At 67.5% G+C, this 25,345-nt stretch carries 22 protein-coding genes and 2 tRNA genes; 11 read left to right on the plus strand and 13 right to left on the minus strand.

Annotated elements, in window-relative coordinates:
* Position 1: 1 nt before the first annotated feature.
* The 7 genes from iolD to ACFU5V_RS34415 all read left to right on the plus strand — a co-directional run bounded on the left by iolD (position 2) and on the right by ACFU5V_RS34415 (position 8,853).
* On the plus strand, positions 2 to 1,954 hold the full coding sequence (gene iolD, locus ACFU5V_RS34385) for a 3D-(3,5/4)-trihydroxycyclohexane-1,2-dione acylhydrolase (decyclizing) (protein WP_378704908.1): 1,953 nt from the start codon (positions 2 to 4) through the stop codon (positions 1,952 to 1,954).
* A 36-nt stretch (positions 1,955 to 1,990) separates the two neighbouring features.
* Positions 1,991 to 2,896: a sugar phosphate isomerase/epimerase family protein gene (locus ACFU5V_RS34390; RefSeq protein WP_378704759.1), complete on the plus strand. Its 906-nt coding sequence runs from the start codon at positions 1,991 to 1,993 to the stop codon at positions 2,894 to 2,896.
* A 26-nt stretch (positions 2,897 to 2,922) separates the two neighbouring features.
* A complete protein-coding gene (locus tag ACFU5V_RS34395) occupies positions 2,923 to 4,023 on the plus strand; it encodes a Gfo/Idh/MocA family protein (protein WP_378704761.1) in 1,101 nt (366 codons plus the stop codon).
* 5 nt (positions 4,024 to 4,028) lie between these two features.
* Positions 4,029 to 4,901 carry a sugar phosphate isomerase/epimerase family protein gene (locus ACFU5V_RS34400; protein ID WP_378704764.1) on the plus strand — a complete coding sequence of 291 codons (873 nt, stop codon included), beginning with the start codon at positions 4,029 to 4,031 and terminating at the stop codon, positions 4,899 to 4,901.
* 11 nt (positions 4,902 to 4,912) lie between these two features.
* On the plus strand, positions 4,913 to 6,418 hold the full coding sequence (locus tag ACFU5V_RS34405) for a CoA-acylating methylmalonate-semialdehyde dehydrogenase (RefSeq protein WP_378704767.1): 1,506 nt from the start codon (positions 4,913 to 4,915) through the stop codon (positions 6,416 to 6,418).
* A 66-nt stretch (positions 6,419 to 6,484) separates the two neighbouring features.
* Positions 6,485 to 7,873: an NAD(P)/FAD-dependent oxidoreductase gene (locus tag ACFU5V_RS34410; RefSeq protein WP_378438568.1), complete on the plus strand. Its 1,389-nt coding sequence runs from the start codon at positions 6,485 to 6,487 to the stop codon at positions 7,871 to 7,873.
* Positions 7,870 to 8,853, plus strand: a complete 984-nt coding sequence (locus ACFU5V_RS34415) for an ROK family protein (protein ID WP_378704769.1) — start codon at positions 7,870 to 7,872, stop codon at positions 8,851 to 8,853. Before ACFU5V_RS34410 ends, ACFU5V_RS34415 begins: the two co-directional genes overlap by 4 nt.
* A gap of 131 nt (positions 8,854 to 8,984) precedes the next feature.
* Here ACFU5V_RS34415 and ACFU5V_RS34420 read toward each other — a convergent pair whose 3' ends face one another.
* Positions 8,985 to 10,451, minus strand: coding sequence for a sugar porter family MFS transporter (locus ACFU5V_RS34420; protein WP_378438564.1), 1,467 nt, complete (start codon positions 10,449 to 10,451; stop codon positions 8,985 to 8,987).
* A 236-nt stretch (positions 10,452 to 10,687) separates the two neighbouring features.
* On the opposite strand from ACFU5V_RS34420, the gene ACFU5V_RS34425 reads away from it, so the two are divergent.
* Positions 10,688 to 11,740, plus strand: coding sequence for a LacI family DNA-binding transcriptional regulator (locus ACFU5V_RS34425; RefSeq protein WP_378704771.1), 1,053 nt, complete (start codon positions 10,688 to 10,690; stop codon positions 11,738 to 11,740).
* Between the two features lie 6 nt (positions 11,741 to 11,746).
* Here the strand turns inward: ACFU5V_RS34425 and ACFU5V_RS34430 are convergent, their stop codons facing one another.
* From ACFU5V_RS34430 to ACFU5V_RS34470, 9 genes are all read right to left on the minus strand, one after another.
* Positions 11,747 to 12,934 carry a phytanoyl-CoA dioxygenase family protein gene (locus ACFU5V_RS34430; protein WP_378704774.1) on the minus strand — a complete coding sequence of 396 codons (1,188 nt, stop codon included), beginning with the start codon at positions 12,932 to 12,934 and terminating at the stop codon, positions 11,747 to 11,749.
* A gap of 80 nt (positions 12,935 to 13,014) precedes the next feature.
* On the minus strand, positions 13,015 to 13,791 hold the full coding sequence (locus tag ACFU5V_RS34435; RefSeq protein ID WP_378438558.1) for a M23 family metallopeptidase: 777 nt from the start codon (positions 13,789 to 13,791) through the stop codon (positions 13,015 to 13,017).
* A gap of 285 nt (positions 13,792 to 14,076) precedes the next feature.
* Positions 14,077 to 16,011 (minus strand): bifunctional sugar phosphate isomerase/epimerase/4-hydroxyphenylpyruvate dioxygenase family protein, encoded by a 1,935-nt coding sequence (locus tag ACFU5V_RS34440; RefSeq protein WP_378704777.1) that lies wholly within the window; start codon positions 16,009 to 16,011, stop codon positions 14,077 to 14,079.
* Between the two features lie 7 nt (positions 16,012 to 16,018).
* The gene (gene aroQ / locus ACFU5V_RS34445; protein ID WP_378438554.1) at positions 16,019 to 16,459 is read right to left on the minus strand and encodes a type II 3-dehydroquinate dehydratase; all 441 of its coding nucleotides are present in this window, start codon (positions 16,457 to 16,459) and stop codon (positions 16,019 to 16,021) included.
* A gap of 68 nt (positions 16,460 to 16,527) precedes the next feature.
* Complete coding sequence (clpX, locus tag ACFU5V_RS34450) at positions 16,528 to 17,808, minus strand: ATP-dependent Clp protease ATP-binding subunit ClpX (protein WP_005248181.1); 1,281 nt, start codon at positions 17,806 to 17,808, stop codon at positions 16,528 to 16,530.
* A 240-nt stretch (positions 17,809 to 18,048) separates the two neighbouring features.
* Entirely contained in the window at positions 18,049 to 18,711 is a 663-nt protein-coding gene (locus ACFU5V_RS34455) for an ATP-dependent Clp protease proteolytic subunit (RefSeq protein WP_012688316.1), read from the minus strand.
* Positions 18,712 to 18,759: 48 nt separating this feature from the next.
* Positions 18,760 to 19,347, minus strand: a complete 588-nt coding sequence (locus ACFU5V_RS34460; RefSeq protein ID WP_011594411.1) for an ATP-dependent Clp protease proteolytic subunit — start codon at positions 19,345 to 19,347, stop codon at positions 18,760 to 18,762.
* Between the two features lie 184 nt (positions 19,348 to 19,531).
* Complete coding sequence (tig, locus tag ACFU5V_RS34465) at positions 19,532 to 20,926, minus strand: trigger factor (protein ID WP_378704782.1); 1,395 nt, start codon at positions 20,924 to 20,926, stop codon at positions 19,532 to 19,534.
* Positions 20,927 to 20,988: 62 nt separating this feature from the next.
* A tRNA-Pro gene (locus ACFU5V_RS34470) sits at positions 20,989 to 21,065 on the minus strand.
* 139 nt (positions 21,066 to 21,204) lie between these two features.
* Here ACFU5V_RS34470 and ACFU5V_RS34475 point away from each other — a divergent pair.
* Positions 21,205 to 21,278: transfer RNA gene (locus tag ACFU5V_RS34475), tRNA-Gly, on the plus strand.
* Between the two features lie 242 nt (positions 21,279 to 21,520).
* On the plus strand, positions 21,521 to 22,345 hold the full coding sequence (locus tag ACFU5V_RS34480) for a DUF1542 domain-containing protein (RefSeq protein ID WP_378704784.1): 825 nt from the start codon (positions 21,521 to 21,523) through the stop codon (positions 22,343 to 22,345).
* Between the two features lie 8 nt (positions 22,346 to 22,353).
* Here the strand turns inward: ACFU5V_RS34480 and ACFU5V_RS34485 are convergent, their stop codons facing one another.
* Positions 22,354 to 23,151, minus strand: coding sequence for an Fpg/Nei family DNA glycosylase (locus ACFU5V_RS34485; RefSeq protein ID WP_378704786.1), 798 nt, complete (start codon positions 23,149 to 23,151; stop codon positions 22,354 to 22,356).
* A 6-nt stretch (positions 23,152 to 23,157) separates the two neighbouring features.
* Positions 23,158 to 23,631, minus strand: a complete 474-nt coding sequence (locus ACFU5V_RS34490; RefSeq protein ID WP_005248193.1) for a ribose-5-phosphate isomerase — start codon at positions 23,629 to 23,631, stop codon at positions 23,158 to 23,160.
* A gap of 67 nt (positions 23,632 to 23,698) precedes the next feature.
* Between ACFU5V_RS34490 and ACFU5V_RS34495 the strand changes: the two genes are divergently transcribed.
* Positions 23,699 to 24,673 carry a M48 family metallopeptidase gene (locus ACFU5V_RS34495; RefSeq protein WP_378441120.1) on the plus strand — a complete coding sequence of 325 codons (975 nt, stop codon included), beginning with the start codon at positions 23,699 to 23,701 and terminating at the stop codon, positions 24,671 to 24,673.
* 12 nt (positions 24,674 to 24,685) lie between these two features.
* Here ACFU5V_RS34495 and ACFU5V_RS34500 read toward each other — a convergent pair whose 3' ends face one another.
* Complete coding sequence (locus ACFU5V_RS34500) at positions 24,686 to 25,342, minus strand: DsbA family protein (RefSeq protein ID WP_378441122.1); 657 nt, start codon at positions 25,340 to 25,342, stop codon at positions 24,686 to 24,688.
* Positions 25,343 to 25,345: the final 3 nt, after the last annotated feature.

Genomic DNA, 25,345 nt, shown 5'->3' on the forward strand with positions numbered 1-25,345 from the left:
CGTGGTGTCCACCGCGCCGATGTCGGCGAGCAAGAACCCCAACGCCGAGGGCACCGTCCACCTCACGGTGGCTCAGGCGACCATCCGATTCCTCGCCAATCAGTACGTCGAGCGGGACGGCGAACGCATCAAGTTCTTCGCCGGCTGCTTCGGCATCTTCGGCCACGGCAACGTCGCCGGTCTCGGTCAGGCGCTGCTGCAGGCCGAGATCGACGCTGTCGAGGCCGGCACCGAACCGGAGCTGCCGTACGTCCTCGGCCGTAACGAGCAGGCGATGGTGCACAGCGCGGTCGCATACGCCCGCCAGAAGGATCGCCTGCAGACGTGGGCCGTGTCGGCCAGCGTCGGGCCCGGTTCGACCAACATGCTGACCGGTGCGGCGCTCGCCACCATCAACCGGCTGCCCGTCCTCCTGCTGCCCGCCGACACGTTCGCCACCCGCGCGAGCGCACCGGTGCTGCAGGAACTCGAACTGCCGTCGAGTGGGGACGTCACCGTCAACGACGCGTTCAAGCCGCTGTCGCGCTACTTCGACCGCGTGTGGCGGCCCGAGCAGTTGCCTTCGGCGCTGCTCGGCGCGATGCGCGTGCTGACCGACCCCGTCGAGACGGGCGCAGCAACCGTCGCCATCCCGCAGGACGTGCAGGCGGAGGCGTTCGACTGGCCCGAGTCGATGTTCGCCGAGCGCACGTGGCACGTCGCCCGGCCGCTCCCCGAGAAGTCGGCGATCGCACGGGCCGCGGACGTCATCCGGTCGGCGAAGAAGCCGCTGATCGTCGCGGGCGGTGGCCTCATCTACTCCGGCGCCACCGAGACGCTCGCCTCGTTCGTCGAGTCGACCGGCATTCCCGTCGGCCAGAGTCAGGCCGGCAAGGGCTCACTGCCGTACGACCACCCGCAGTCGGTCGGGGCGATCGGCTCGACCGGCACGACGGCGGCCAACGCCCTCGCCACCGAGGCCGACGTGATCATCGGCATCGGAACCCGGTACAGCGACTTCACCACGGCGTCGCGCACCGCGTTCAACAACCCCGACGTGCGGTTCGTCAACATCAACGTGGCGTCGATCGACTCGGTGAAGCAGGGCGGCGTCAGCGTCGTCGCGGATGCCCGCGAGACACTCGAGGCCCTCGCCGAGGCACTGGACGGCTACCGGGTTTCCGACGAGTACCGTTCGCGCACGGCAGAACTCGCGGCGCACTGGGAGTCCACCGTCGACGCGGTCTACAAGATCGACGACGACTCTCTCGGCCTGAACCAGAACCAGGTCATCGGCCTCGCCAACACGCTGTCGGATCCGCGCGACGTGGTGGTGTGCGCCGCCGGTTCGATGCCCGGCGACCTGCACAAGCTGTGGCGCACCCGGGACTCGAAGGGTTACCACGTCGAGTACGGCTTCTCCTGCATGGGCTACGAGGTCGCCGGTGGTATCGGCGCCAAGATGGCGTGCCCCGACCGCGACGTGTTCATCATGGTCGGCGACGGCTCCTACCTGATGATGGCCACCGAACTCGTCACCGCCGTGCAGGAGAACGTGAAGGTCATCGTGATCCTCGTGCAGAATCACGGCTTCGCCTCCATCGGGTCGCTGTCGGAATCGCTCGGCTCCCAGCGGTTCGGCACCGACTACCGCTACCGGGGCGACTCCGGCCGGCTCGACGGTGACATCCTGCCCGTCGATCTGGCGGCCAATGCGGCGAGCCTCGGCGCCGACGTGATCCGCGCGAACACGGCCGCCGAGTTCGCCGACGCCGTCAAGGTGGCGAAGGCGAGCGACAGGACCACGGTCATCCACGTCGAGACGGACCCGCGGATCGCCGCCCCGGACAGCGAATCCTGGTGGGACGTCCCGGTCAGTCAGGCCAGCACCCTCGAGTCCACGCAGAACGCGTACGAGACGTACGCGCAGTGGAAGAAGATCCAGCGTCCGTTCCTCCGCCCGTCCGGCAACTGACCCTTACCCCAGCAGAACTTTCGAAAGGATTTCCCGATGAGCGTCATCCGCGTCGGATCCGCCCCCGACTCCTGGGGCGTCTGGTTTCCCGAGGACCCGCAGCAGACCCCGTACGGCCGGTTCCTCGACGAGGTGTCCGCGTCCGGTTACGAGTGGATCGAGCTGGGGCCGTACGGCTACCTGCCGACCGACCCGCAGCAACTCCGCGACGAACTCGCCGCCCACAATCTGAAGCTGTCGGCAGGCACCGTCTTCGAGCACCTGCACCAGGACGACTCCTGGGATGCCGTGTGGACCCAGATCGAGGACGTCGCGAAGCTGACCGCCGCCGTCGGCGGCAAGCACGTGGTCGTGATCCCGGAGATGTGGCGCGACCCGGGCACCGGCGAGGTGCTCGAGGACCGCAACCTCACCGCGGAGCAGTGGAAGAAGAAGACCGGCGGCATGAACGAGCTGGGCAAGAAGATGTTCGAGCAGTACGGCGTGAAGGCGCAGTACCACCCGCACGCCGACAGCCACGTCGACACCGAGGAGAACGTGTACCGCTTCCTCGACGGCACCGACGGCGACTACGTGAACCTGTGCCTGGACACCGGCCACATCAGCTACTGCGGCGGCGACAACCTCGCGATCATCGAGCGGGCGCCGGAACGGATCGGGTACCTGCACCTCAAGCAGGTCGATCCCGAGGTCCGCGCCAAGGTCGAGGCCGAGGATCTGCCGTTCGGCGAGGCCGTCAAGCTCGGCGCGATGATCGAACCTCCCCTCGGCATCCCCGACCTGCCGCCGCTGCTCGCCGCGATCGAGAAGCTCGACATCGACGTGTTCGCGATCGTCGAGCAGGATCTCTACCCCTGCGCCGTGGACGTGCCGCTGCCGATCGCCCAGCGCACCCGCAAGTACCTGGGGTCCTGCGGGATCCCGTCCGTCAAGTTCGTCTAACCGCTCACGTCAGGAGCTAGTCAGCCATGTCCGGAAGCAACGACCTGCGCATCGCCGTCCTGGGTGTCGGAATGATGGGCGCCGACCACGTCGCACGCATCACCGATCGCATCAAGGGCGCCACCGTCGCCGTCGTCAACGACTACTTCGTCGAAAAGGCCGAGCAGATCGCGGCCGGGATCCCCGGATGCCGGGTGATCAGCGACCCGCTCGACGCGATCGCCGACCCCGATGTCGACGCCGTCGTCCTGGCCACCCCCGGCCCGACCCACGAGAAGCAGCTCCTCGCCTGCCTCGAGCACGGCAAGCCGGTGATGTGTGAGAAGCCGCTGACCACCGACGTCGCCACGTCCCTCGAAATCGTGAAGCGCGAAGCCGAGCTGGGCAAGAAACTGATCCAGGTCGGTTTCATGCGACGTTTCGACCACGAGTACGAGCAGTTGAAGACGCTCATCGACGACGACGTCTTCGGACAGGTGCTCCTCGCCCACTGCGTGCACCGCAACCCGGTGGTGCCGCCGGGCTTCGACAGCTCGATGATCGTCAAGGACTCGCTGGTCCACGAGGTGGACGTCACCCGATTCCTGTTCGACGAGGAGATCACGTCCGTGCAGATCCTCCGCCCCGCCGCGAACCCCGGTGCACCCGAGGGACTGCAGGATCCTCAGATCGCGTTCTTCACCACCGAATCCGGACGCCACATCGACGTCGAGGTCTTCGTGACCACCGGCGTCGCCTACGAGGTGCGCACCGAGATAGTCGCGGAGAAGGGTTCGGCGTTCATCGGACTCGACGTCGGACTCGTCCGCAAGTACGGCACCGGCGCGGGCAACGGCCGCTCCGGAGCAGGCGCGTGGGGCGGCGAGATCACCCCGTCGTTCAAGGAGCGCTTCGGCCAGGCGTACGACGTCGAGATCCAGCGCTGGGTGAACGCAGCCCGCACGGGTGCGGAGACCGGCAACTACGTCGACGGCCCCGGCGCGTGGGACGGATACGCCGCAGCCGCCGTGTGCGCAGCGGGTGTGCAGTCACTCGAGACCGGCGAGCGCGTCACCGTCGACATGGTCGACCGTTCCTCCATTCCGGGAGCGGAGCCTGCGGAGCGACCCATCGGACCGGGAGCCTGAACACCATGAAGATCGCACTCGACCCCACACCGTTCCACCACGACTACTCGCTGCTCGAGTTGCCGGCCGTCGTCGCGGAACTCGGCTTCGAACACCTGCAGCTCACGCCGCACCGCGACATGATCCCGTTCTTCAACCACCCGAAGGCCGACGACGAACTGGTCCGTCAGTTCCGCAAGGCCTGCAGCGACGCCGGCGTCGGCATCGCCTCGGTGTTGCCGGTCCTGCGGTGGTCCGGTCCCGACGAGGACGCCCGCGAGGCGGCGGTGCGGTACTGGAAGCGCGCCATCCAGATCACCGTCGACCTCGGTGTGAACGTGATGAACACCGAGTTCAGCGGCCGGCCGGAGAAGGCCGAGGAGTCGGAGCGCGCCTTCTACCGGTCGATGGAGGAACTCGTCCCCATCATCGAGCGGGAAGGCATCGACGTTCGCATCGACCCGCACCCGGACGATTTCGTGGAGAACGGCCTGGACGCCATCCGGATGATCCGTGGCATCAATTCCAAGAACTTCGGCCTCGTGTACGTCGCGTGCCACAGCTATCACATGGGCGCAGGAATGCTCGAGATCATGCGCACGGCGGGCGACATGCTCCGGCTCGTCCACGTCGCGGACACGATGGATCACCACCGCTCGCACGGACTGCGGTACATCACCAATCCGCCCGGCAACGCGGTGCGGGTGCACCAGCACCTCAAGATCGGTGACGGCGACCTCGACTGGGACGAATTCTTCGGCGGGCTGTCCGAACTCGGCTTCTACGACAAACCCGACACGGTGATGGTGTCGAGCGTCTTCGCCGAGGACGAGAACGCCCACGACGTCTCCCGCTACCAACTGAAGACCATGAAGGATTACATCGCGCGCACGCGGTGAAAGGACAACACATGAGCACCAACATCATTCGCGAGATCGCGCACTGGTCCGACGGCAAGAGCTTCGCCGGCACGAGCGGCAACACCGCCCCCGTCACCAATCCGGCCACCGGCGCCGTCACCGGACAGGTCGCCCTCGCCAGCGTCGAAGACGCCCGCGCCGTCATCGACTCGGCCGCCGCCGCCTTCCCCGCCTGGCGCGACACTTCGCTGGCCAAGCGCACCCAGATCATCTTCAAGTTCCGGGAACTGCTCAACGAACGCAAGGGTGAACTCGCCGAGATCATCACCGCCGAACACGGCAAAGTCGTCTCCGACGCCCTAGGCGAAGTGAGCCGCGGCCAGGAAGTCGTCGAATTCGCCTGCGGCATCGCCCACCTGCTCAAGGGCGGCATGACCGAAAACGCCTCCACCAACGTCGACGTGCACTCCATCCGCCAACCCGTCGGCCCCGTCGGCATCATCTCCCCCTTCAACTTCCCCGCCATGGTCCCGATGTGGTTCTTCCCCATCGCCATCGCCACCGGCAACACCGTCGTGTTGAAGCCGTCCGAGAAGGACCCCACCGCCGCCATCTGGATGGCCGAACTCTGGGCCGAAGCCGGACTCCCCGCCGGCGTCTTCAACGTCCTCCAAGGCGACAAGACGTCCGTCGACGAACTCCTCACCAACCCCGCCGTCAAGGCCATCTCCTTCGTCGGCTCCACCCCCATCGCCCAATACGTCTACGCCACCGGCACCGCCCACGGCAAACGCGTCCAAGCCCTCGGGGGCGCCAAGAACCACGCCATCGTCCTGCCCGACGCCGACCTCGACCTCGCCGCCGACGCCATGGTCAACGCCGGCTTCGGATCCGCCGGCGAACGCTGCATGGCCATCTCCGCCCTCGTCGCCGTCGGCGACATCGCCGACGAGTTGGTCGCGAAAATCAAGACGCGCACCAACACGTTGAAGATCGGCGACGGCACCAAAGATTCCGACATGGGACCGCTGGTGACCAAGGTGCACCGCGACAAGGTCGCCTCCTACATCGACGCCGGCGAGAAGGACGGGGCCACCATCGTCGTCGACGGCCGGCAGGTGGAGGCCGACGGCGGCGCCGACGGGTTCTGGCTCGGCCCGACCCTGATCGACCACGTCACCACCGACATGTCCGTCTACACCGACGAAATCTTCGGACCCGTCCTGTCCGTGATTCGCGTTGAGAGCTACGACGACGCCCTCGACCTGGTGAACGCCAGCCAATTCGGCAACGGCACCGCCATCTTCACCAACGACGGCGGCGCCGCCCGCCGATTCCAGAACGAGGTCGAGGTCGGCATGGTCGGCATCAACGTCCCCATCCCCGTCCCCATGGCCTACTACTCCTTCGGCGGCTGGAAGAACTCCCTGTTCGGCGACACCCACGCCCACGGCGCCGAAGGCGTCCACTTCTTCACCCGCGGCAAGGTCGTCACCACCCGCTGGCTCGACCCCAGCCACGGCGGCCTCAACCTCGGATTCCCCCAGAACGCGTAAGTACTGGTTCTCCGCGCCGGACCGTCCGCGGTCCGGCGCGGCGTCCGTTCGATCGAAAGGAACTTCATGAGCGACACCTCTCTCGCCCGCCGTCATCGGGTCGTGGTCATCGGATCGGGATTCGGCGGCCTCTTCGCCACCAAGGCCTTGAAACGGACGGACGTCGATGTCACTCTGATCGATCGCACGACGCATCACCTGTTCCAGCCGCTGCTGTACCAGGTGGCGACGGGAATCCTGTCGGAAGGCGAGATCGCGCCCGCCACCCGGCTCGTCCTCGAGGACCAGCAGAACGCGTCCGTCCTCATCGGCGGAGTGGAGAAGATCGACGTCGCCGACCGGACCGTCACGTCCACCCACCGGGGCCGCACCACCGTCACCGAGTACGACAGCCTCGTCGTCTCGGCGGGCGCCCGCCAATCCTATTTCGGCAACGACCATTTCGCCGAGCACGCACCCGGAATGAAGACGATCGACGACGCCCTCGAGCTGCGGGGCCGCATTCTGGGCGCCTTCGAAAGCGCCGAGGTGAGCACCGATCCCGCCGAGCGGGCGCGCCTGCTGACGTTCGTCGTGGTCGGCGCCGGGCCCACCGGAGTCGAAATGGCCGGTGAGATCGCCCAGCTCGCGCACCGCACGCTGGCCGGCGCGTACCGCACCATCGATCCCCGTGACGCGCGCATCATCCTGCTCGACGCGGCGCCGACGGTGCTCCCGCCGTTCGACGACAAGCTGCGCCGGGCGGCCGCGGACACGTTGGAGAATCTCGGGGTCGAGATCCAGTTGGGCGCGATGGTGACCGACGTCGACGACGACGGACTCACCGTCCGCGACCAGGACGGAGCCGAGCGGCGGATCGACGCGGCCTGCAAGATCTGGTCTGCAGGCGTCGCCGCCAGCCCGTTGGGCCGGCAACTCGCCGAACAGACCGGCGCCGGCACCGACCGCGCGGGCCGGGTCCTCGTCGAACCCGACCTCACCCTGCCCGGCCACAGCAACGTCTTCGTCGTCGGGGACATGATGAACCGGGACGGTCTGCCCGGCGTCGCGCAGGTCGCGATCCAGGGCGGCCGCTACGCCGCCCAGCTGATCGCCGCCGAGGTGCGGGCCCACCGGAAAGGTCGCGACACGCCCGCACGCGCCCCCTTCCGGTACACGGACAAGGGCAGCATGGCGATGATCTCCCGCTTCCACGCGGTCGCGAAGGTCGGCCGCCTCCAACTGACCGGGCTGCTCGCCTGGCTGCTGTGGCTCCTGATCCACCTGGTCTACATCGTCGGGTTCAAAAGCCGGCTGGCGACCGCCCTGTCCTGGACGTGGTCGTTCCTGGGCCGGACCCGGGGACACCTCGCCGTCACGGAACAACAGGTGGTCGCCCGGACGGCGATCAGCCGGCTCGATGCCTGGGAGGACTCCCGGGCGGCACCCGAGGCGGCGACGGCCTCGGCACGGTGAGTACCGTCGCCTCCGTGCCTGTCTCCGCTCTCACCGTCGGCATCGACGTCGGTGGTACCAGTATCCGTGCCTGCGTGGTCGACGACACCGGCGAGGTGCTCGACTCCGTCCAGGCGCCCACACCACAATCGGCGAAGGCCCTCGAGGACGCGCTCGACCGTGCCGTCCGCGAACTCGCGGGGCGGCACCCGGTGTCCGCCGTCGGTCTCGCCGTGGCCGGTTTCATCACCCCCGACCTCACCACCGTGCGGTTCGCGCCGCACCTGCCGTGGAAGAACGTGCCGGTCGCCAACGACCTCAGCGAGCGGCTCGGACTCCCGGTGGTCCTCGAGCACGACGCGAACGCGGCGGCGTGGGCGGAGCACCGGTTCGGGGCCGCCGCCGGCGGTCGCAATGTGGTGATGGTCGCGATCGGCACCGGCATCGGTGCGGCCCTGCTCATCGACGGGGCGCTGTACCGCGGGAGCCACGGTGTCGCTCCCGAACTCGGCCACCTGCAGGTGGTTCCGGGCGGCAGACCCTGCGCCTGCGGCAAGCGGGGCTGCTGGGAACGGTATTGCAGCGGAACAGCACTCGTGGACACGGCCATCGAACTTCTCGCCGCCGACCCCACGAGTTCGACGATCCTCGCACGCGAGGTGGCGAGCGATCCGGGATCACTCACCGGCCGCCGGATCGCGAGCGCCGCGCGGGACGGCGACCCGCTCGCCATCCGCACGATGGAGGAGTTCGCACGGTGGCTGGGAGTCGGACTCGCCATGGTCGGTGACGTCTACGACCCCGACCTCGTCGTCATCGCCGGCGGTGTCAGCGGTTCGGCTCCGCTGTTCCTCGACCACGCGCGGGACGTCTACGCCTCTCTCGCAACCGGTTCCGGACACCGGCCCCTCGCCCGCATCCGCGAAACACAACTCGGCGAATCGGCACAGCGCATCGGGGCCGCCACCCTCGCGAGGCGCTCCGCGCCCGTGCGTGCTTGAGGAGTCCCCGGACTCGTCGGGCGCGCACGAGCGCGGCAGCGTGGGAGTGGGCGCCCGACGATACTCACGACCAGCCACCCACACACCGGTACCACCTGCAGGGGGTGGTACCGGTGCGTGAGAACCGTCGATCAGTGAGTCGCGACGGCGGCGGCGTTTCCCGCAGCCGATGTGGCGGGGGTGCCCGCGCCGAGCCGGTCCTCCAACTCTTCGAGGCTGCGGCCCTTGGTTTCCGGGACGAAGCGGTACACGAAGTACACCGATATCAGGTTCACGAGGACGAACAGGCCGAACGTTCCGGTGGATCCGAGAACCGAGTTGAGGATCGGGAAGACGAACGAGATGAACGCGTTGGTCGTCCAGAGCACGAATACCGCGATGCCCATCGCGAACCCGCGGATGGCCATCGGGAAGATCTCCGACAGCAGCAACCACACGCAGGTGCCGATGAAGCACTGGACGAACGCGACGAACACCATCATCGCGGCGAGGATGATGTAGCTGCGGCCGGTGGACGACGGCAGCAGGAACACCAGCGACAGCGCGGCCTGCGAAGACGCCACACCGATGAAACCGGTGAGCAGCATCTTGCGGCGATTCACGAAGCCCAGCAAAACGATTCCGAGGATCGTCATGACCACGGAGGTGACACCGACCGCGATGGTGGCCACCAGGGACGCGCTGACACCCAGACCGCTCTGCTCGAGGATCGTCGGCGCGTAATAGTTGACCGTGTTGATGCCCGTCGCCTGCTGCACGATGGCAAGACCGCAGCCGATCCAGAGGATCCGGCGCATCCAGGGGTAGTCACGCAGGTAGTGCACGGCGCCGCTGGTCTTCGACTTCCGGTCGCGGGCGGCGTGGAAGCTGATGCTGGCGTACTCGTCGGCGGCCTCGGACTCGCTGCGGCTCATTTCGAGGGTCCTGCGGGTCTCGGCGAGGCGGCCCTTCGACGCGTACCAGCGCGGTGAATCCGGGAGCACCAGCATGCCGAGCAGCAGGAGAACCGCCGGCACCGACGCGATGGCCAGCATGTACCGCCACACCGTCGGATCCTCGATCAGGTGATCGAGCAGGGCGTTGATCGAGAAGGCGAGCATCTGACCGGTGACGATCATCAGTTCGTTGATGGTGACCATCCGGCCGCGCCGCTCCACCGGGGCCATCTCGGCCAGGTACAGCGGGCAGGTGACGGCAGCGGCGCCCACACCGAGACCGAGGACGATCCTGGCCAGCACCATGATCTCCACGTTGGGGGCCATCGCACACCCGAGGGCGCCGACGAGGAACAGGCCCGCGCAGACGAGCAGCGTGCGCTTGCGGCCGAGGGCGTCGGACAACCGGCCGCCCAGCAGCGCGCCGACGGCGGCGCCGGGGAAGAGCAGTGAACTCACGACGGTGGCTTCGCCGACCGCACTGAGGTTCAACTCGTCCTTCATGTACAGCAGCGCACCGGAGATCACGCCGGTGTCGTAGCCGAACAGCAGGCCTCCGAGCGTGGAGATGACGGTGAGCTTGGTCAGGAAGCGTTTGTGACTGCGCTCGTTGCGCGCAGCGCCGCCGCTTCCGCGTGCACTGGCAGCCTTGGTGGTCAACATCAGGTGTGGCCTTTCTGGGAATGCTCACGCATCACGACACGGAAGATCGGTTCACGTGTGTCGATATCGCCCGGGACGCGCTCGGCTCGATGCAGCCAAGAGGCGTCCTGTCCTGGACTGAAGCGCTTCACTAACGCGCTTCAGTTGTCTACTATGAGGTGAATCACAGAAGGTGTCAAGGGCTGGGGTCGCGATCCGTGAGAATGTCCCTGACGACGCAACCGAGGGAGATCGAGATGCTCGACGACCGAGCCACCGCGCAGGCGGGCGCCGAGCGGGTGCCTGCCGGCCTTCACCGCCGTCCCACGATGGCCGACGTCGCGACGCGGGCCGGTGTGTCGCGGACCCTGGTGTCACTGATCTTCAGCAACAAACCGGGCGCGTCCGACGAGACCCGGGACCGCGTCCTGCAGGCCGCGGACGAACTCGGTTACCGGCTCGACCGGGCCGCCCGGATGCTCGCCCGCGGCCGCAGCCGCACCCTCGGCGTGCTCATGGACGTCCACCAGACCTTCCAGGCCGACCTGATCGGAACCATCTACGCGGAGGCCGAAGCCGCCGGATACGAGGTCCTGCTCTCCGCGAGCGCACCCACCCGGGACGAACACAAAGCGATCGAGGCGCTCCTCAGCCACCGGTGCGAGGGTCTGATCCTGCTCGGCCCCCTCTCCGAGGTGGACTATCTGCGTACGCTCGCGGACCGGGCCGTGGTCACCGTCGTCGGCCGCACACTCCCCCACACCGCCGTCGACACCGTGCGGACCGCCGACGCCAAAGGTATCCGCCAGTCCGTGGACCACCTGGTGGAACTCGGCCATCGCGAGATCGCACACGTCGACGGCGGCGCGGACCCCGGCTCACCCGAGCGGCGTCGCGCGTATCTCGCGGCGATGCGCAGGCACGGCCTCTCCGAGTACGTTCGCGTCATTCCCGGTCAGCACACCGAGGAGGCGGGCGTCGCCGCCGCGAACACCCTGCTGGCCGAGGACCGCCTGCCCACCGCCGTGCTCGCCGGCAACGACCGCTGCGCGATCGGTCTCATGGACGTGTTCACCCGTGCCCACGTGGACGTGCCGGGCGACATCTCGATCGTCGGGTACGACGACAGCCACCTGTCACAGCTGTCGCGGATCGACCTCACCACCGTGCGGCAGGACACGGAGAGCCTGGCACGGCACGCCGTGCAGTTCGCCGTCGGCCGACTCGAGGACGAGGACCTCGACCCGCAGGATTTCGTGATCGACCCCCACCTGATGGTGCGCGGCACGACCGGTCCGGCCCGGCCGTAGCCGCGCTCATGGTTGCCGGCGCGCCGTCTGCGCGGCGAGGCGCTCCGCGAGCACCGCCGGATCGACGCTGTCCCGCAGCGCTTCCCACATCGTGTCCACCTGGGTGGCCGGCGCGAGACTGCGCACCGGCTGATCGTGGTCGAGGTTGGTGGGGAACGGGTAGCACTCGGCGGTCGCGACGACGGCATTGCGGAGAGCCCGCTCGCCCGCCCCCGCACTCTGCCGGGCCAACAGCACCGGATACACGGCGTTCGCCATGGCCTCACGGTCCAGCACTTCCATCGCCCGGCCGAACGGCGACGAGATCTGCAGCAGATTGGCCGTCCGCCGGATCGACTCCGAACGGTTGTGGCCCGCCCCGTGATAGAGCGCCGGGTTGAAGAACACCGCGTCGCCCTTGCGGAGCGGCAACTGGACGTGATTGTCGCGGAAGAACTCGACGAACTCCGGCCGCGAGAACGCCAGGTAGCCCGCCTCGAACAGCTGCGAGTACGGCAGGTACAGAGTGGGTCCGCTCTCGACGGGCATGTCGCAGTGCGCCACCGCACCCTGCAACGTCAGCGCCGCCGACATCCGGTGCAGGTGCGCCGGATACTCGGGCAGCTCGTGCGCAGGCACGATGCCGAGGTGGTAGTCCCGATGCGGAACCTGCGCGGCGCCACCGGGATTGACCACGTTGACCTGCGACGTCACCTGGTACAGCGGCCCCAGCCAGCTCTGGCAGATCAGCGCGAGAATGTCGTTGGCGTAATAGTCGGCGAATACGTCCGGGGCACCGAGAGCCAGCTTCTGCGCGGCGTTCCAGATGCGGTCGTTGGCGCCCGCCTTGCCGAAGTGGTCACCCACCACATCACCGGACGCACGCTGCTGCGCGATGAGGAGGTCGAACTGTTCGGTGGCACGATCCACCACGGCAGGGTCGCCGAAAGCGTTCTGGAACAACACGATTCCGGGACCGTCGGTGAGCGCGCGCACGAGTTCGGTCTGCACGGCACGGCGGGACTGAGCGTCGCCCAGGTGGGGACTCAGCGATTCGCTGCGGTACACCAGGACGTTCTGTTCGACGGAGTGGGCGAACGGGTAGTCGCTCAGATTCGTCGAGTGGTCCACGGAGGCGCGGAACGCGTCGAGGTCGCAGTCCGAGTGGTGGATCCACTCACGCCGGCCGGTCGGCGGAGGAGAAGTGAGGGTCATGGGGACAGTCTTGCGGTGATGCGACCGGCAAACAACACCAGAAACCCATCATTTTCACCTCAGTAGGCACCGACGCGTCGCTAGCTTCCCTGCCCTCCGGGGACGGGGACACCGCGCGAATTGAGCCAGCCCGCCGGATCGATCTTGGTTCCGTTCGCCGTCCACACCTCGTAGTGCAGGTGCGGTCCGGTCGACTGCCCCCGGTTGCCCATGGTGGCGATCTGGTCGCCCGCCCGGACCGACTGCCCGACCGAGACCAGCGAGCTGTCGATGTGGCCGTACACGCCGATGGTGCCGTCGTCCTGTTGCAGGCGGATCCACTGCCCGAAGCCCGACGCCGGACCGCTCTCGATCACGGTGCCGTTGGTGACGGCCTTGATCGGGGTGCCGATGGAGTTCGCGATATCGATGCCGTTGTGGTTGGTACCCCACCGCTGACCGAAGCCCGACGTGAACGTGCCGTCGGCCGGGAACAGGACCGCGGGTCGGCGAGCCGCTTCCTCGGCCGCAGCCTGACGTGCGGCCTGTTCGGCCGCCTCCCGGGCCAGGCGCTCGGTCTCGGCCTGCTGAGCCACCAGCCGCTCGACCTCACGTTGGGCGGCGCGCTGGATCTGCTCGGTGTGGTCGGTGAGTTCCGGGCGTTCGACCTGCAGGAACTGCGGCGGCGGCGTGAGCGACACACCCGCCTCGGTGGATGCGTGCGCGACCTCCCCGGTGGCGGCGGAGGCGATGGCGCCGGACACGAGCAGCGCAGCGGCGGCCAGCGAGGTCGCCACCACGTGGCGACGGGCGGACTTCGCAGAACGGGAGCGCCGGGCGTGCCGGGCCTGCGGGACGGTGTTCGGGTGTAGAGCCAAAACCACATTCCTCTGTCGAGTGCGTGACCGATAACGAAACGGTCACGGTTTCGACACAGGTTAGTACGTATCTGCCAGAAACCCACGTGTCGCATTGACGCTTGTGCCGACCGTCGCGTTCTCCGGCCGGAATTTCCGACCCCATCAGTCACATGCACCCCGGGAGGGTGCTTCGGCGTCAGTGGTCACTCTCCAGATGTGTTCGACGTCACCACGGCCGAGGCTCGACGAATGACGACGGCGCCCGTGATCGTGACCACGGGCGCCGTTCTCTGTCGGGTCGGCTCAGCCGGCCGCCCGCAACTGGGCCGCCAGACGCATCGCGGAGTTCGCGTCCCCGTACCCCTCGTACCCTCCGACGCGTTGCACCACCTCGAAGAACAGGTCGGCGCCCACCGTCTGGGTGAACAGGTGAAAGAACTCGCCGTGGGCGTCGGCGTCGTACATGATGCCGGAACCGCTCATGCGGTCGAGGAGTTCGCGGGAGAGTCCGAACCGGGCCTCGAGGTCGTCGTAGTAGTTCGGCGAGATGACGAGCGGCTCGAACCCGTTCGACTGCATGGTCGCCGCGGCGGTGAAGATGTCCGTGCACGCGAACGCGACGTGGCTGATCCCACCGCGCCGGGCCGCGGCGATGTGGGAGTTCCCGGACACCGCACCCGGGACCATGTTGAGCGAGATGCGCAGCGGACGGTCGACGCCGTCGGCGCCCGTCTGATCCATCGTCAGCGCCTGACTGCGCATCATCCCGACCGCGTCCGTGACGTCGAGGCCCTCGTGCGGCGCCATCGCGAACACCGAGCGAAGCAGCAGCATGATGCCGTCCCAGTTGTCCGACGGCACGGCGAGCGCCACGTGATCGACCCCGGTGAACACCGGCACCTCGTCCTGCCAGCGCGACTCCGTCGGATACAGGTCGAACGCCGACTGCCACGAGGCCGCACTACCCGGACCGCGCAGATCCAGCGACGTCGCGTCGGTGATCTTGAGACGCACCACATCGGACTCGGGGGCGGTGTCCACACCGGGCAGCAGGACCTCGTGCACCGGGACCTCGAGCGCCGCGGCGCGCTCCCCCCACGCGTCGGGATCGCTCGACCGGATGCCGATCTGGGTGAGCACCGGAAGGTGCGCAGGCAGGCCCGGCGCCGTCCACACCGTGCCCGCGGTGGCGTCGACCACGATGGTCATCCGGCCGTGCCGCCACAACTGGAGGTCGTGACTGCGGTGCCGGCCGACCAGCCGGAATCCGATGTGCTGCAACGCTTGCCGGAGATCGGAATCCTTTCCGGGGCCGGCGGCGAGCCGGAGGGACACGATGCCTTCGAGGGGTGCGCGCGGCGGCGGCTCGAACAGCGCCAGCCCCCGCCCGGTGTCCTCACCGTGCTCGGCCTGCACCCGGGCGACCTCCTCCTGGAGGTACAGCAGCGAGCGGTGCGCGTCGGCGGCGGTACGACCCGCCGACGACTGCCGGAACGTGTCGTTGAAGATCTCCAGCGACCACGGCCCGGTGTATCCGGCCGCCTGAACGTGGGCACCGAACGTGGCGAGATCGAAGTTCCCCTGCCCCGGGAAGTTCCGGTGGTGCCGGCTCCACTGCAGGATGTCCATCGACATCCGGGGCGCGTCGGCGAGTTGCAGGAAGAAGATCTTCTCCCCCGGGATGTCACGGATGCCGGACGGGTCGTCGCCGCGGGAGAGGATGTGGAAGCTGTCGAGGCAGGTGCCGAGGGCAGGATGGTCGGCGTCCTGCACGATCTTCCACGCGTGCCGGTACGTATTGACATGCGTGCCCCAGGCGAGCGCCTCGTAGGCGATGCGGAGACCCCGGCCGTGTGCGCGCTCGGCGAGGGTGTGGAGTTGCTCGGTCAGGCGGGCGTCGTCGCGCACCGCCTCGGGCAGCGGCGACGAGCAGACCAGCAGGGTGTCGCAGCCGAGCTGCTCCATGATGTCGAACTTGCGCTCGGCCCGGATCAGGTTGCGCGCGAACGTCGCGTCGTCGGCCGAATCCAGATCGCGGAACGGCTGATACAGATCGAGAGTGAGCCCGAGATCCGCTGCGCGGGAGGCCAACTCACGCGGCGACCACGGCGAGCTCACGAAATCGGGTTCGAACACCTCGAATCCGTCGAACCCGGCCGCCGCGATCGCGGTGACCTTCTCCTCCAGCGATCCACTCAGCGACACCGTGGCAACGCTCGTACGAACCTGTCGTCCCATGGCGCGATCAGCCCTTGTTGCAGATGAAGTCGACGGCCAGCGCATAGCCGAGGATGCCGAGCCCGGCGATCACGCCGGTCGCAACCCCGGACACGTACGAGTGGTGCCGGAACTCCTCACGGGCGTGCACGTTGCTGATGTGCACCTCGACGAGGGGCACCTCGAGCGTCACCAGGGCGTCGCGCAGCGCCACCGACGTGTGCGTGAAACCACCGGGGTTGATCACGACGCCCGACGCCGTGGTGCGGGCCTCGTGCACCCAGTCGATCAGGTGGCCCTCGTGGTTGGACTGCCGCGCGACGATCTCACGTCCGGCCTTCGCGGCGGCGGCGCGGCACAACTCCACGACGTCGTCGAGTGTCTCCCGCCCGTACACCTCGGGCTGCCGTTGCCCCAGCAGGTTCAGGTTGGGGCCGTTGAGAACAAAGATCGGTCCGGGAGCGGTCATCGCGCGCATTACCTCCATTTGTACGAACTAGTGAGTTAGTTCGTACTCAGGATACCGCGCGCCCCCGTCTAGGCGGACTTGTCCCGGCGTTCTCCCCGCTCCGGCTTGCGCGGGACGATGGTCGGGAGCACGTTGTCGTTGACCGTCTCCGCGCTGACCACGACCTTCTCGACGTCGTCCCGGCTCGGGATGTCGTACATGACCGGAAGCAGGACTTCCTCCATGATCGCGCGCAGACCACGAGCACCGGTGCCGCGGAGGATCGCCTGATCGGCGATGGCCTCGAGCGCGTCCGTGGTGAACTCCAACTCCACGCCGTCCATGTCGAACAACCGGTTGTACTGCTTGACCAGTGCGTTCTTCGGCTCGGACAGGATCTGGACGAGCGATTCCTTGTCGAGGTTGGTCACCGACGCCACGACAGGGAGACGGCCGATGAACTCGGGGATGAGCCCGAACTTGATCAGGTCTTCCGGCATGACCTCCGCGAAGTGGTCCTGCGTGTCGATCTCCGCCTTCGACCGCACCTCGGCACCGAAGCCGATGCCGCGCTTGCCGACGCGATCGGACACGATCCGCTCGAGACCCGCGAACGCGCCCGCCACGATGAACAGCACGTTCGTCGTGTCGATCTGGATGAACTCCTGATGCGGGTGCTTGCGACCCCCCTGCGGCGGCACGCTGGCCTGCGTTCCCTCGAGGATCTTCAGCAGAGCCTGCTGCACACCCTCACCGGACACGTCCCGCGTGATGGACGGGTTCTCGCTCTTGCGGGCGATCTTGTCGACCTCGTCGATGTAGATGATGCCGGTCTCGGCGCGCTTGACGTCGTAGTCCGCGGCCTGGATCAGTTTGAGGAGGATGTTCTCGACGTCCTCACCCACGTAGCCGGCCTCGGTGAGTGCCGTCGCATCGGCGATTGCGAACGGAACGTTCAGCATCTTCGCCAGCGTCTGGGCCAGATACGTCTTGCCGCAGCCCGTCGGTCCGAGCATGAGGATGTTGGACTTCGCCAGCTCGACCGTCTCGCCGCGCGCATCACGGCCCTTGTCGCCGGCTTGGATGCGCTTGTAGTGGTTGTAGACAGCGACGGCGAGAGTTCGCTTGGCAGCATCCTGGCCGATCACGTAGTTCTCGAGGAAGTCCCGGATCTCGGCCGGCTTCGGCAGCTCGTCGAGCTTCACCTCGCTGGACTCGGCCAGCTCCTCTTCGATGATCTCGTTGCACAGGTCGATGCACTCGTCGCAGATGTACACCCCAGGCCCAGCAATGAGCTTCTTGACCTGCTTCTGGCTCTTACCGCAGAAAGAGCACTTGAGCAGATCCCCGCCGTCACCGATGCGTGCCATCTCGTCAGGTCCCTACTTCCTTCGTCTACGTGCAACCATCGAACCGATCCCACGCCCTGCGCGCATCGACCGAAAACGAAAGCCCGTTATGTGACCGTACCCGCAGATCGCGAGCGAGGTCGACTGGTTGTCGGTGATTCGCGCACCGATCTTCGGGGAAAGCCAGCCTTGCCGATCCCGCACCCGGCTCGCGGCAACCACGCCGTCACGGCGTGTCGCCCGAGCCGGGGCGGCAGGAAATCACTTCTGGGCGCTGAGTTTGCGGTACTCGAGCACGTCGTCGATGATTCCGTAGTCCTTGGCCTCGGCGGCCGTGAGGATCTTGTCGCGATCGGTGTCCTTGCGGATCACGTCGGCGTCCTTGCCGGTGTGCTTCGCGAGGGTGGTCTCCATCAGGCGGCGCATCCGCTCGATCTCGGCGGCCTGGATCTCCAGGTCGGAGACCTGGCCCTGGATGCCCCCGGTGGCCGGCTGGTGGATGAGGACCCGAGCGTTCGGCAGGGCCAGACGCTTGCCGGGGGTGCCCGCCGCGAGCAGCACCGCGGCAGCCGATGCCGCCTGACCGAGGCACACCGTGGTGATGTCGGCGCGCACGTACTGCATCGTGTCGTAGATCGCCATCAGCGAGGTGAACGAGCCACCCGGCGAGTTGATGTACATGGTGATGTCGCGGTCGGGGTCCAGCGACTCGAGAACGAGCAGCTGAGCCATCACGTCGTTGGCCGACGCGTCGTCCACCTGCACGCCGAGGAAGATGATGCGCTCCTCGAACAGCTTGTTGTACGGGTTGGACTCCTTCACGCCGTAGCTCGAGTGCTCGATGAACGACGGCAGGATGTAACGCGACTGGGGGCCTGCGGGCGCCTGGCCTCCCAGGCTGCGGGGATCGAACAGGTTGGTCATCAGTTCTCCAAAGGATGTGTGGGAGCGGTCAGTGAGGAAGCCGGGCTGCTACTGCCCGGTCCCGCCCGCCTGCGCCGCGCGGGAGACGACGTGGTCGACGAAACCGTATTCGAGAGCCTGCTGTGCGGTGAACCAGCGGTCGCGATCCGAATCGGCGGTGATCTGCTCGACCGTCTGACCGGTGTGCTCGGCGATCAGCTCGGCCATTTCGCGCTTGGTGTGCGCGAACTGCTCGGCCATGATCGCGATGTCACTGGCGGTACCACCGATTCCGGCGGACGGCTGGTGCATCATGATCCGCGCGTGCGGGAGGGCGTACCGCTTGCCCTTGGCCCCGGCGGAGAGCAGGAACTGGCCCATCGACGCGGCCAGACCCATTCCGAATGTCGCGACATCGCACTCGGCGAACTGCATCGTGTCGAAGATCGCCATGCCGGCGCTGACCGATCCGCCGGGCGAGTTGATGTAGAGGGAGATGTCCCGGCTGGGATCTTCTGCCGACAGCAGCAGGATCTGGGCGCACAGCTTGTTCGCGATGTCGTCGTCGACCTGGGTACCGAGGAAGATGATGCGCTCGCGCAGCAGGCGCTCGTACACCGAGTCGCTGAGGTTCAACCCAGCGGTGGCTGAAGTCATGGCGGGACTCTGCAAAGTCTCCAGGTGATTGGAAGTCACGGTACCTGCCTTCTCCGTAAATCGTTGATTGCTGACACAGACACTAACGAAGGAGGGCGGCACCGGAGTCCCGGTGCCGCCCTACTTCGCTCAAAGCGGAAAACATCTCACAGCCGAACGCGAGGGAAACACCCCGCGACCAGCATTACTTCTGGTCTTCGCCCTCGGCGGAATCCGATGCGACCTCGTCCGTGGACGCGGCGTCCTCGGTCTCGGCCTCACCGTTGCCGAACAGTTCGGCGGTGTCGACGGCGGCACCCGAGGTGTCGGTGACGGTGGCCTGCTCGACGACACCGGCGAGAGCCTTGCCGCGACGCACGTCGGCGAACACGGCACCGAGCTGACCGGCCTGCTGGATCTGCTGGATGAACTGCTCCGGCGCCATGCCGTAGCGCTGCGCCTGGAACAGGATGCGCTCGGTGAGCTCGTCCTGGCCGACGGTGACGTCGGAGGCGTCGGCGATGGCGTCCAGCAGGAGCTGCGTCTTCACCGAGCGCTCGGCGCTGTCCTTGGCGTCCTTGTCGAACTCTTCGCGGCTCGTGCCCTGCTCCTCGAGGAGCTTGTTCAGCGCTTCCTCGTCGTGGTCGAGTCCGTGCACGGCGTCGTGCAGCGCAGCGTCGACCTCGGCCTTGACGACGGCCTCGGGCAGCGGGACCTCGACGGTCTCGAGCAGGGTCTCCAGGACCTTGTCGCGGATCTGACCGGCCTGCTCGACCTTGCGGACGCGTCCGACGCGCTCACGCAGGTCGGCCTTCAGCTCGTCGAGGGTGTCGAACTCGCTTGCCAGCTGAGCGAACTCGTCGTCCTCGGCGGGCAGCTCGCGCTCCTTGACGGTGCCGACGGTGACGGTGACGACAGCTTCCTTGCCCGCGTGGTCACCGGCGACGAGCGTCGAGGTGAACTCCTTGGACTCGCCGGCCTTGACGCCGACGACGGCCTCGTCGAGGCCCTCGATGAGCTGACCCGAACCGACCTCGTGCGACAGACCGCTCGCGGTGGCCTCGGGGACGGCCTCACCGTCGACGGTGGCCGACAGGTCGATGGAGATGAAATCTCCGTCCTCGACCGCACGCTCGACACCGGTGAGGGTGCCGAAACGCTGACGCAGCGACAGCAGCTGCTCCTCGACGGCCTCGTCGGTGATCTCGATCGGATCGACGGTGACGCTCAGTTCGCTGTAGTCGGGCAGCGTGATCTCGGGACGGACGTCGACCTCGGCGGTGAACTCGAGGAGCTCGCCGTCCTCGATCTTCGTGATCTCGATCTCGGGCTGACCGATCGCCTTCACCGAGGCGCTGGTGACGGCCTCGGAGTAGCGGGACGGGAGTGCGTCGTTGACGACCTGCTCCAGGACGGCGCCACGACCGACACGGGCTTCGAGCAACTTGGCCGGTGCCTTGCCCGGACGAAAGCCGGGGAGACGGATCTGTTGCGCGAGGGCCTTGTAGGCCTTGTCGAAATCAGGCTTGAGCTCCTCGAAGGGCACCTCAACGTTGATACGGACTCGCGTCGGGCTGAGCTGCTCGACGGTGCTCTTCACGGACTGGCTCCTTCGTGTGGTCGTGCTCTTTTACTGTGCGGCAGTGACCTGCCCTGTGGTTCTGGTCGGGGTGACAGGATTTGAACCTGCGACCCTCCGCTCCCAAAGCGGATGCGCTACCAAGCTGCGCTACACCCCGGTCGAAGCCGGCTCTCGCCAACCTCGCGAGGACCCGAGGAAGAATCCTACGGCCCCCCGATTATGAAATCCAAAGCGAGGTTGGGTACAGTCACTCATCGCAGACGACATGCATGGCGATCCCAGGTTGTCGTATGCACGGGGATGTAGCTCAATGGTAGAGCCTCAGTCTTCCAAACTGATTACGCGGGTTCGATTCCCGTCATCCCCTCCACAGAGGAGTGTTCCCACCCCAGGGAACGCTCCTTTTTTGTTGTGCAGGAGCGGTCGCACCCTCTCCTTCGCTATGACATGCGTCACATGCGATCGACCGCGCCTCGGCCCCGCCGGCTCCTCCGTTCGCCGAGCGCGTAACCCCGATTTCGATCAGTACTCTGGGAGATGTCCGATTTGTCCCCTACTCGTGGATGTTGCAGCCCCGCAGCCGACGGTCCGCGAGAACTCCGGAGGCCCACCGTGGAACTGCTACTCATACTCGTGATCGTGGCGGCGGTCGCCTTCCTGGTGGTGAGGAGCCGCAACAACCGCGCCGGGCAGACCGCGAACCAGCTCGAGGACGCGAAGGCGGACGCTCGCCAGGCCATCGAACGACTCGGCGGACAGGTGTACAGCCTCTCCGGGTCCGACACCGCCTCCCAGCAGGCGCTGGCCGACGCGTCCGAGCGCTACACGGCGGCAGGCTCCCAGATCGACCAGGCCGCCACCCCCGTCCAGGCGCGTCTCGCCAAGCAGACGGCGCTCGAAGGCCTCTATTACATCCGCGCCGCCCGGACGGCCATGGGCATGGATCCCGGTCCCGAGGTCCCGTCGATCGACGGACAGAAATCCGCGGGAGCGGTCACCGAGGACCGTGAGGTCGAGTTCGAGGGCAGACAGGTCGCGGCGTCACCGAACCCGTCGTCGAAGACACCGAACTACTACCCGGGCGGCCGCGTCGCGGGACGTCCGGTTCCCGCAGGCTGGTACTCGGAGCCGTGGTGGAAGCCCGCTCTCGTGGCCGGTGCGTGGGGCCTGGGTTCGATGTTCCTGTTCTCCGCGATGTTCTCCGGGATGGCAGGTGTGCCGTATGACGCACAGGGCTTCGAGAGCGGAGCGGGCGACGCGTCCCAGGACACCGGCGACGCGGGCGGAGACGCCGGTGGCGACGGCGGCGATTCCGGTGGAGATGCCGGCGGCGGCGGTGACATGGGCGGGGACGCCGGTGGCGACGGCGGCGGATTCGACTTCGGTGGCGGCGGAGACGGCGGCGGGTTCGACTTCGGCGGCGGCTTCGACTTCTGACGCGGCCGTCAGGACGGCTGGCAGCTCGGGCACCAGAAGAGGTTGCGGCCCTTCATGACCGAGTGGGCCACCGGGGTGCCGCAGATCCGGCACGGCGATCCCGCCCGCCGGTAGACGTACGTCCGGGGACGGTCCTTCGCATACGCCGGATCGCCGTGATCGTCCTCGGGACGGACGACGTGCATCTTGCCGCGTCGCACCCCGACCTTCATCAGTGCCACCAGGTCGGCCCACAGCGCCTCCCACTCGTCGCGGGACAGTCCGCGGCCGGGCCGATCCGGGTCGATGCCGTGCCGGAACAGGACCTCCGCCCGGTACACGTTGCCGACACCCGCGATCACGGCCTGATCCATGAGCAGCGCCCCGATCGGGGTCTTCGACGCCGAGATGCGAGTCCACGCCTTGTCGGGGTCGGCGTCCTTGCGCAGAGGGTCCGGTCCGAGTCGCGCCTCGATGGCCGCGACCTGCGGCGGGTGGAGAACCTCGCACGCCGTCGGGCCGCGCAGATCGGTGCCGAATTCGGTGCCGACCATCCGCATCCGGACCTGCCCGACCGGCGGTTCCATGGGAACGGCCGCTTCCGTGAACGCCCCGTACAGACCCAGGTGGACGTGCACGACCAGCCCGGACTCGTAGTGATGCCACAGGTGTTTACCCCAGGCCTCGGACTTGACGAGGACGCGGCCGTCGACGAGGGCCGCGTCCTCGGAAAATCTGCCCTGCGGGCTCAGCACCCGCACCGGCGCACCGGCGAACCGGCGCTGATGTAGCCGCGCCAGCCGGTGCAGGGTGTGACCTTCGGGCAAGGACGATCAGGCCTCGGGCAGGGCCGGGGCGACGCCGGTCTTCTCGAACTCGGACAGGATGTCGATACGGCGCTGGTGACGTTCCTCGTTCGACCACTCGGCGGCGAGGAACGCGTCCACGATCGCGAGGGACTCCTCGAGGGAGTGCATGCGCCCGCCGAGCCCGATCAGCTGGGCGTTGTTGTGCTGGCGGGCCAGCTGCGCGGTCTCGACGCTCCACGCGAGGGCGCAACGCGCACCCTTCACCTTGTTCGCCGCGATCTGCTCGCCGTTGCCGCTGCCGCCCAGCACGATGCCGAGACTGCCCTCGTCGGCGACGACACGACGGGCCGTCTCGATGCAGAAGGCGGGGTAGTCGTCGAGGGCGTCGTAGACGTGAGCGCCGCAGTCGACGGTCTCGTGGCCCGCGGCCTTCAGATGTTCGATGATCTCGTTCTTACGTTCGAATCCGGCATGGTCGGCACCCAGGTATACGCGCATGACTGGTGATTCTGTCAGGCGTCCTCGCGAATCGTGCCGGGGCCCCGGGCCGCTTATCGTGATCAGCATGTATCCCGACAACGGACAGAACTGGGGACAGGCGTACCCGGGGCCTCGGCAGGCCCCCGTGCAGCAGCAGTGGGGCGGCGGGACGGGATGGAATCCCCCGGTCCCGCTGCCGGGTCTCATGCCGAACGACAGGCCCGCCCGGCACTCGTGGGAGATCCCGCTGCTCGTGGCCGCAGTCGTGCTCACCGTCGTCGCCTACGTCGCGGCGATCGCGGCGCTGTTCCTCGGAGTGGTGTCCACCTGGGTGCTCATCGTGCTTGTCGCGCCGATCCTCATCGCCGTCGGCCGCGGCCAGTTGTACGGCTCGCAACAGGTGAACGGGATCAAGATGACGCCCACCCAGTTCCCCGACGGCCACCGGATGGTGGCGGAAGCGGCCGCACGGTTCGGGATGGCCGAGCCGCCCGACGCGTACGTCGTTCTCGGGAACGGCCGGATCAACGCGTTCGCGTCCGGGCACGGCTTCCGCCGCTTCGTGGTCGTGTACAGCGATCTGTTCGAGATCGGCGGCCAGGCCCGCGAGCCCGACGCCCTCGCGTTCATCATCGGCCACGAGGTCGGCCACATCGCCGCCGGTCACGCGTCGTACTGGCGGCAACTGGGCCAGTTCGCCGCCAACTACATTCCCGTCGTCGGGTCCGCCCTGTTCCGATCCATGGAATACACCGCCGACAATCACGGCTTCTGCGTCCGGCCGCAGGGCGCCCGCGGCGCGATGGGTGTGCTCGGCGCGGGCAAGTATCTGGTGAGCGTCGTCGGATTCGACGAACTCGCCGACCGGGCCACCACCGAACGCGGGTTCTTCCCGTGGTTCGTGAATCTGTTGTCGGGACATCCGGTACTGACCTGGCGCGCCGCCGCCCTGCGGAACCGGACCCGGCACGGCCACCTGTTCGTCAAACCCGGCCAGATCTACCGCGATCCGCTGCAACTGCAGTACGCGGGCGATCCGGCCGGGCCCGTCACTCGGTGACCGGGACGCGACTCAGTCGAACTGGGGGTCCTCGGTGCGGGTGCGCTTGAGCTCGAAGAAGTGCGGGTAGCCGGCGAGCGCGACCGCGCCGTCCCACACCTTGCCCGCGTCCTCCCCGCGCGGAATCCGCGACAGCACCGGGCCGAAGAAGGCGACACCGTTGACGTGGATGGTCGGGGTTCCGACGTCCGGTCCGACGGCGTCCATGCCCGCGGCGTGGCTCTCCCGCAGCGCGGCGTCGTACTCGTCGGATTCGGCGGCCTCGGCCAGTTCGGCAGGCAGCCCCACGTCGGCGAGCGACTTGACGATCACGTCGCCCAGGTCCTTGTTGCCCTCGTTGTGGATGAGGGTGCCCATCGCGGTGTACAGGGGCAGCAGGATCTCGTCGCCGTGCTTCTGCGCGGCCGCGATCAGCACCCGCACCGGCCCCCAGGCCTTGGTCATCAACTCGCGGTACTCGTCCGGCAGATCCCGGCCCTCGTTGAGCACGGCCAGGCTCATCACGTGGAAGTTCGCCTCCAGGTCCCGCACCTGTGTGGCCTCGAGGATCCATCGCGACGTGATCCAGCACCACGGGCAGAGGGGGTCGAACCAGAAATCAGCGACGTCCTTGGTGGTCCCGGCGTTCGTCCCAGCACTCACGTGATGCTCCTTCTCGGTGATGTACACATT

This window comes from Rhodococcus sp. NPDC057529 (assembly GCF_042802055.1).
Lineage (GTDB): Bacteria > Actinomycetota > Actinomycetes > Mycobacteriales > Mycobacteriaceae > Rhodococcus_F.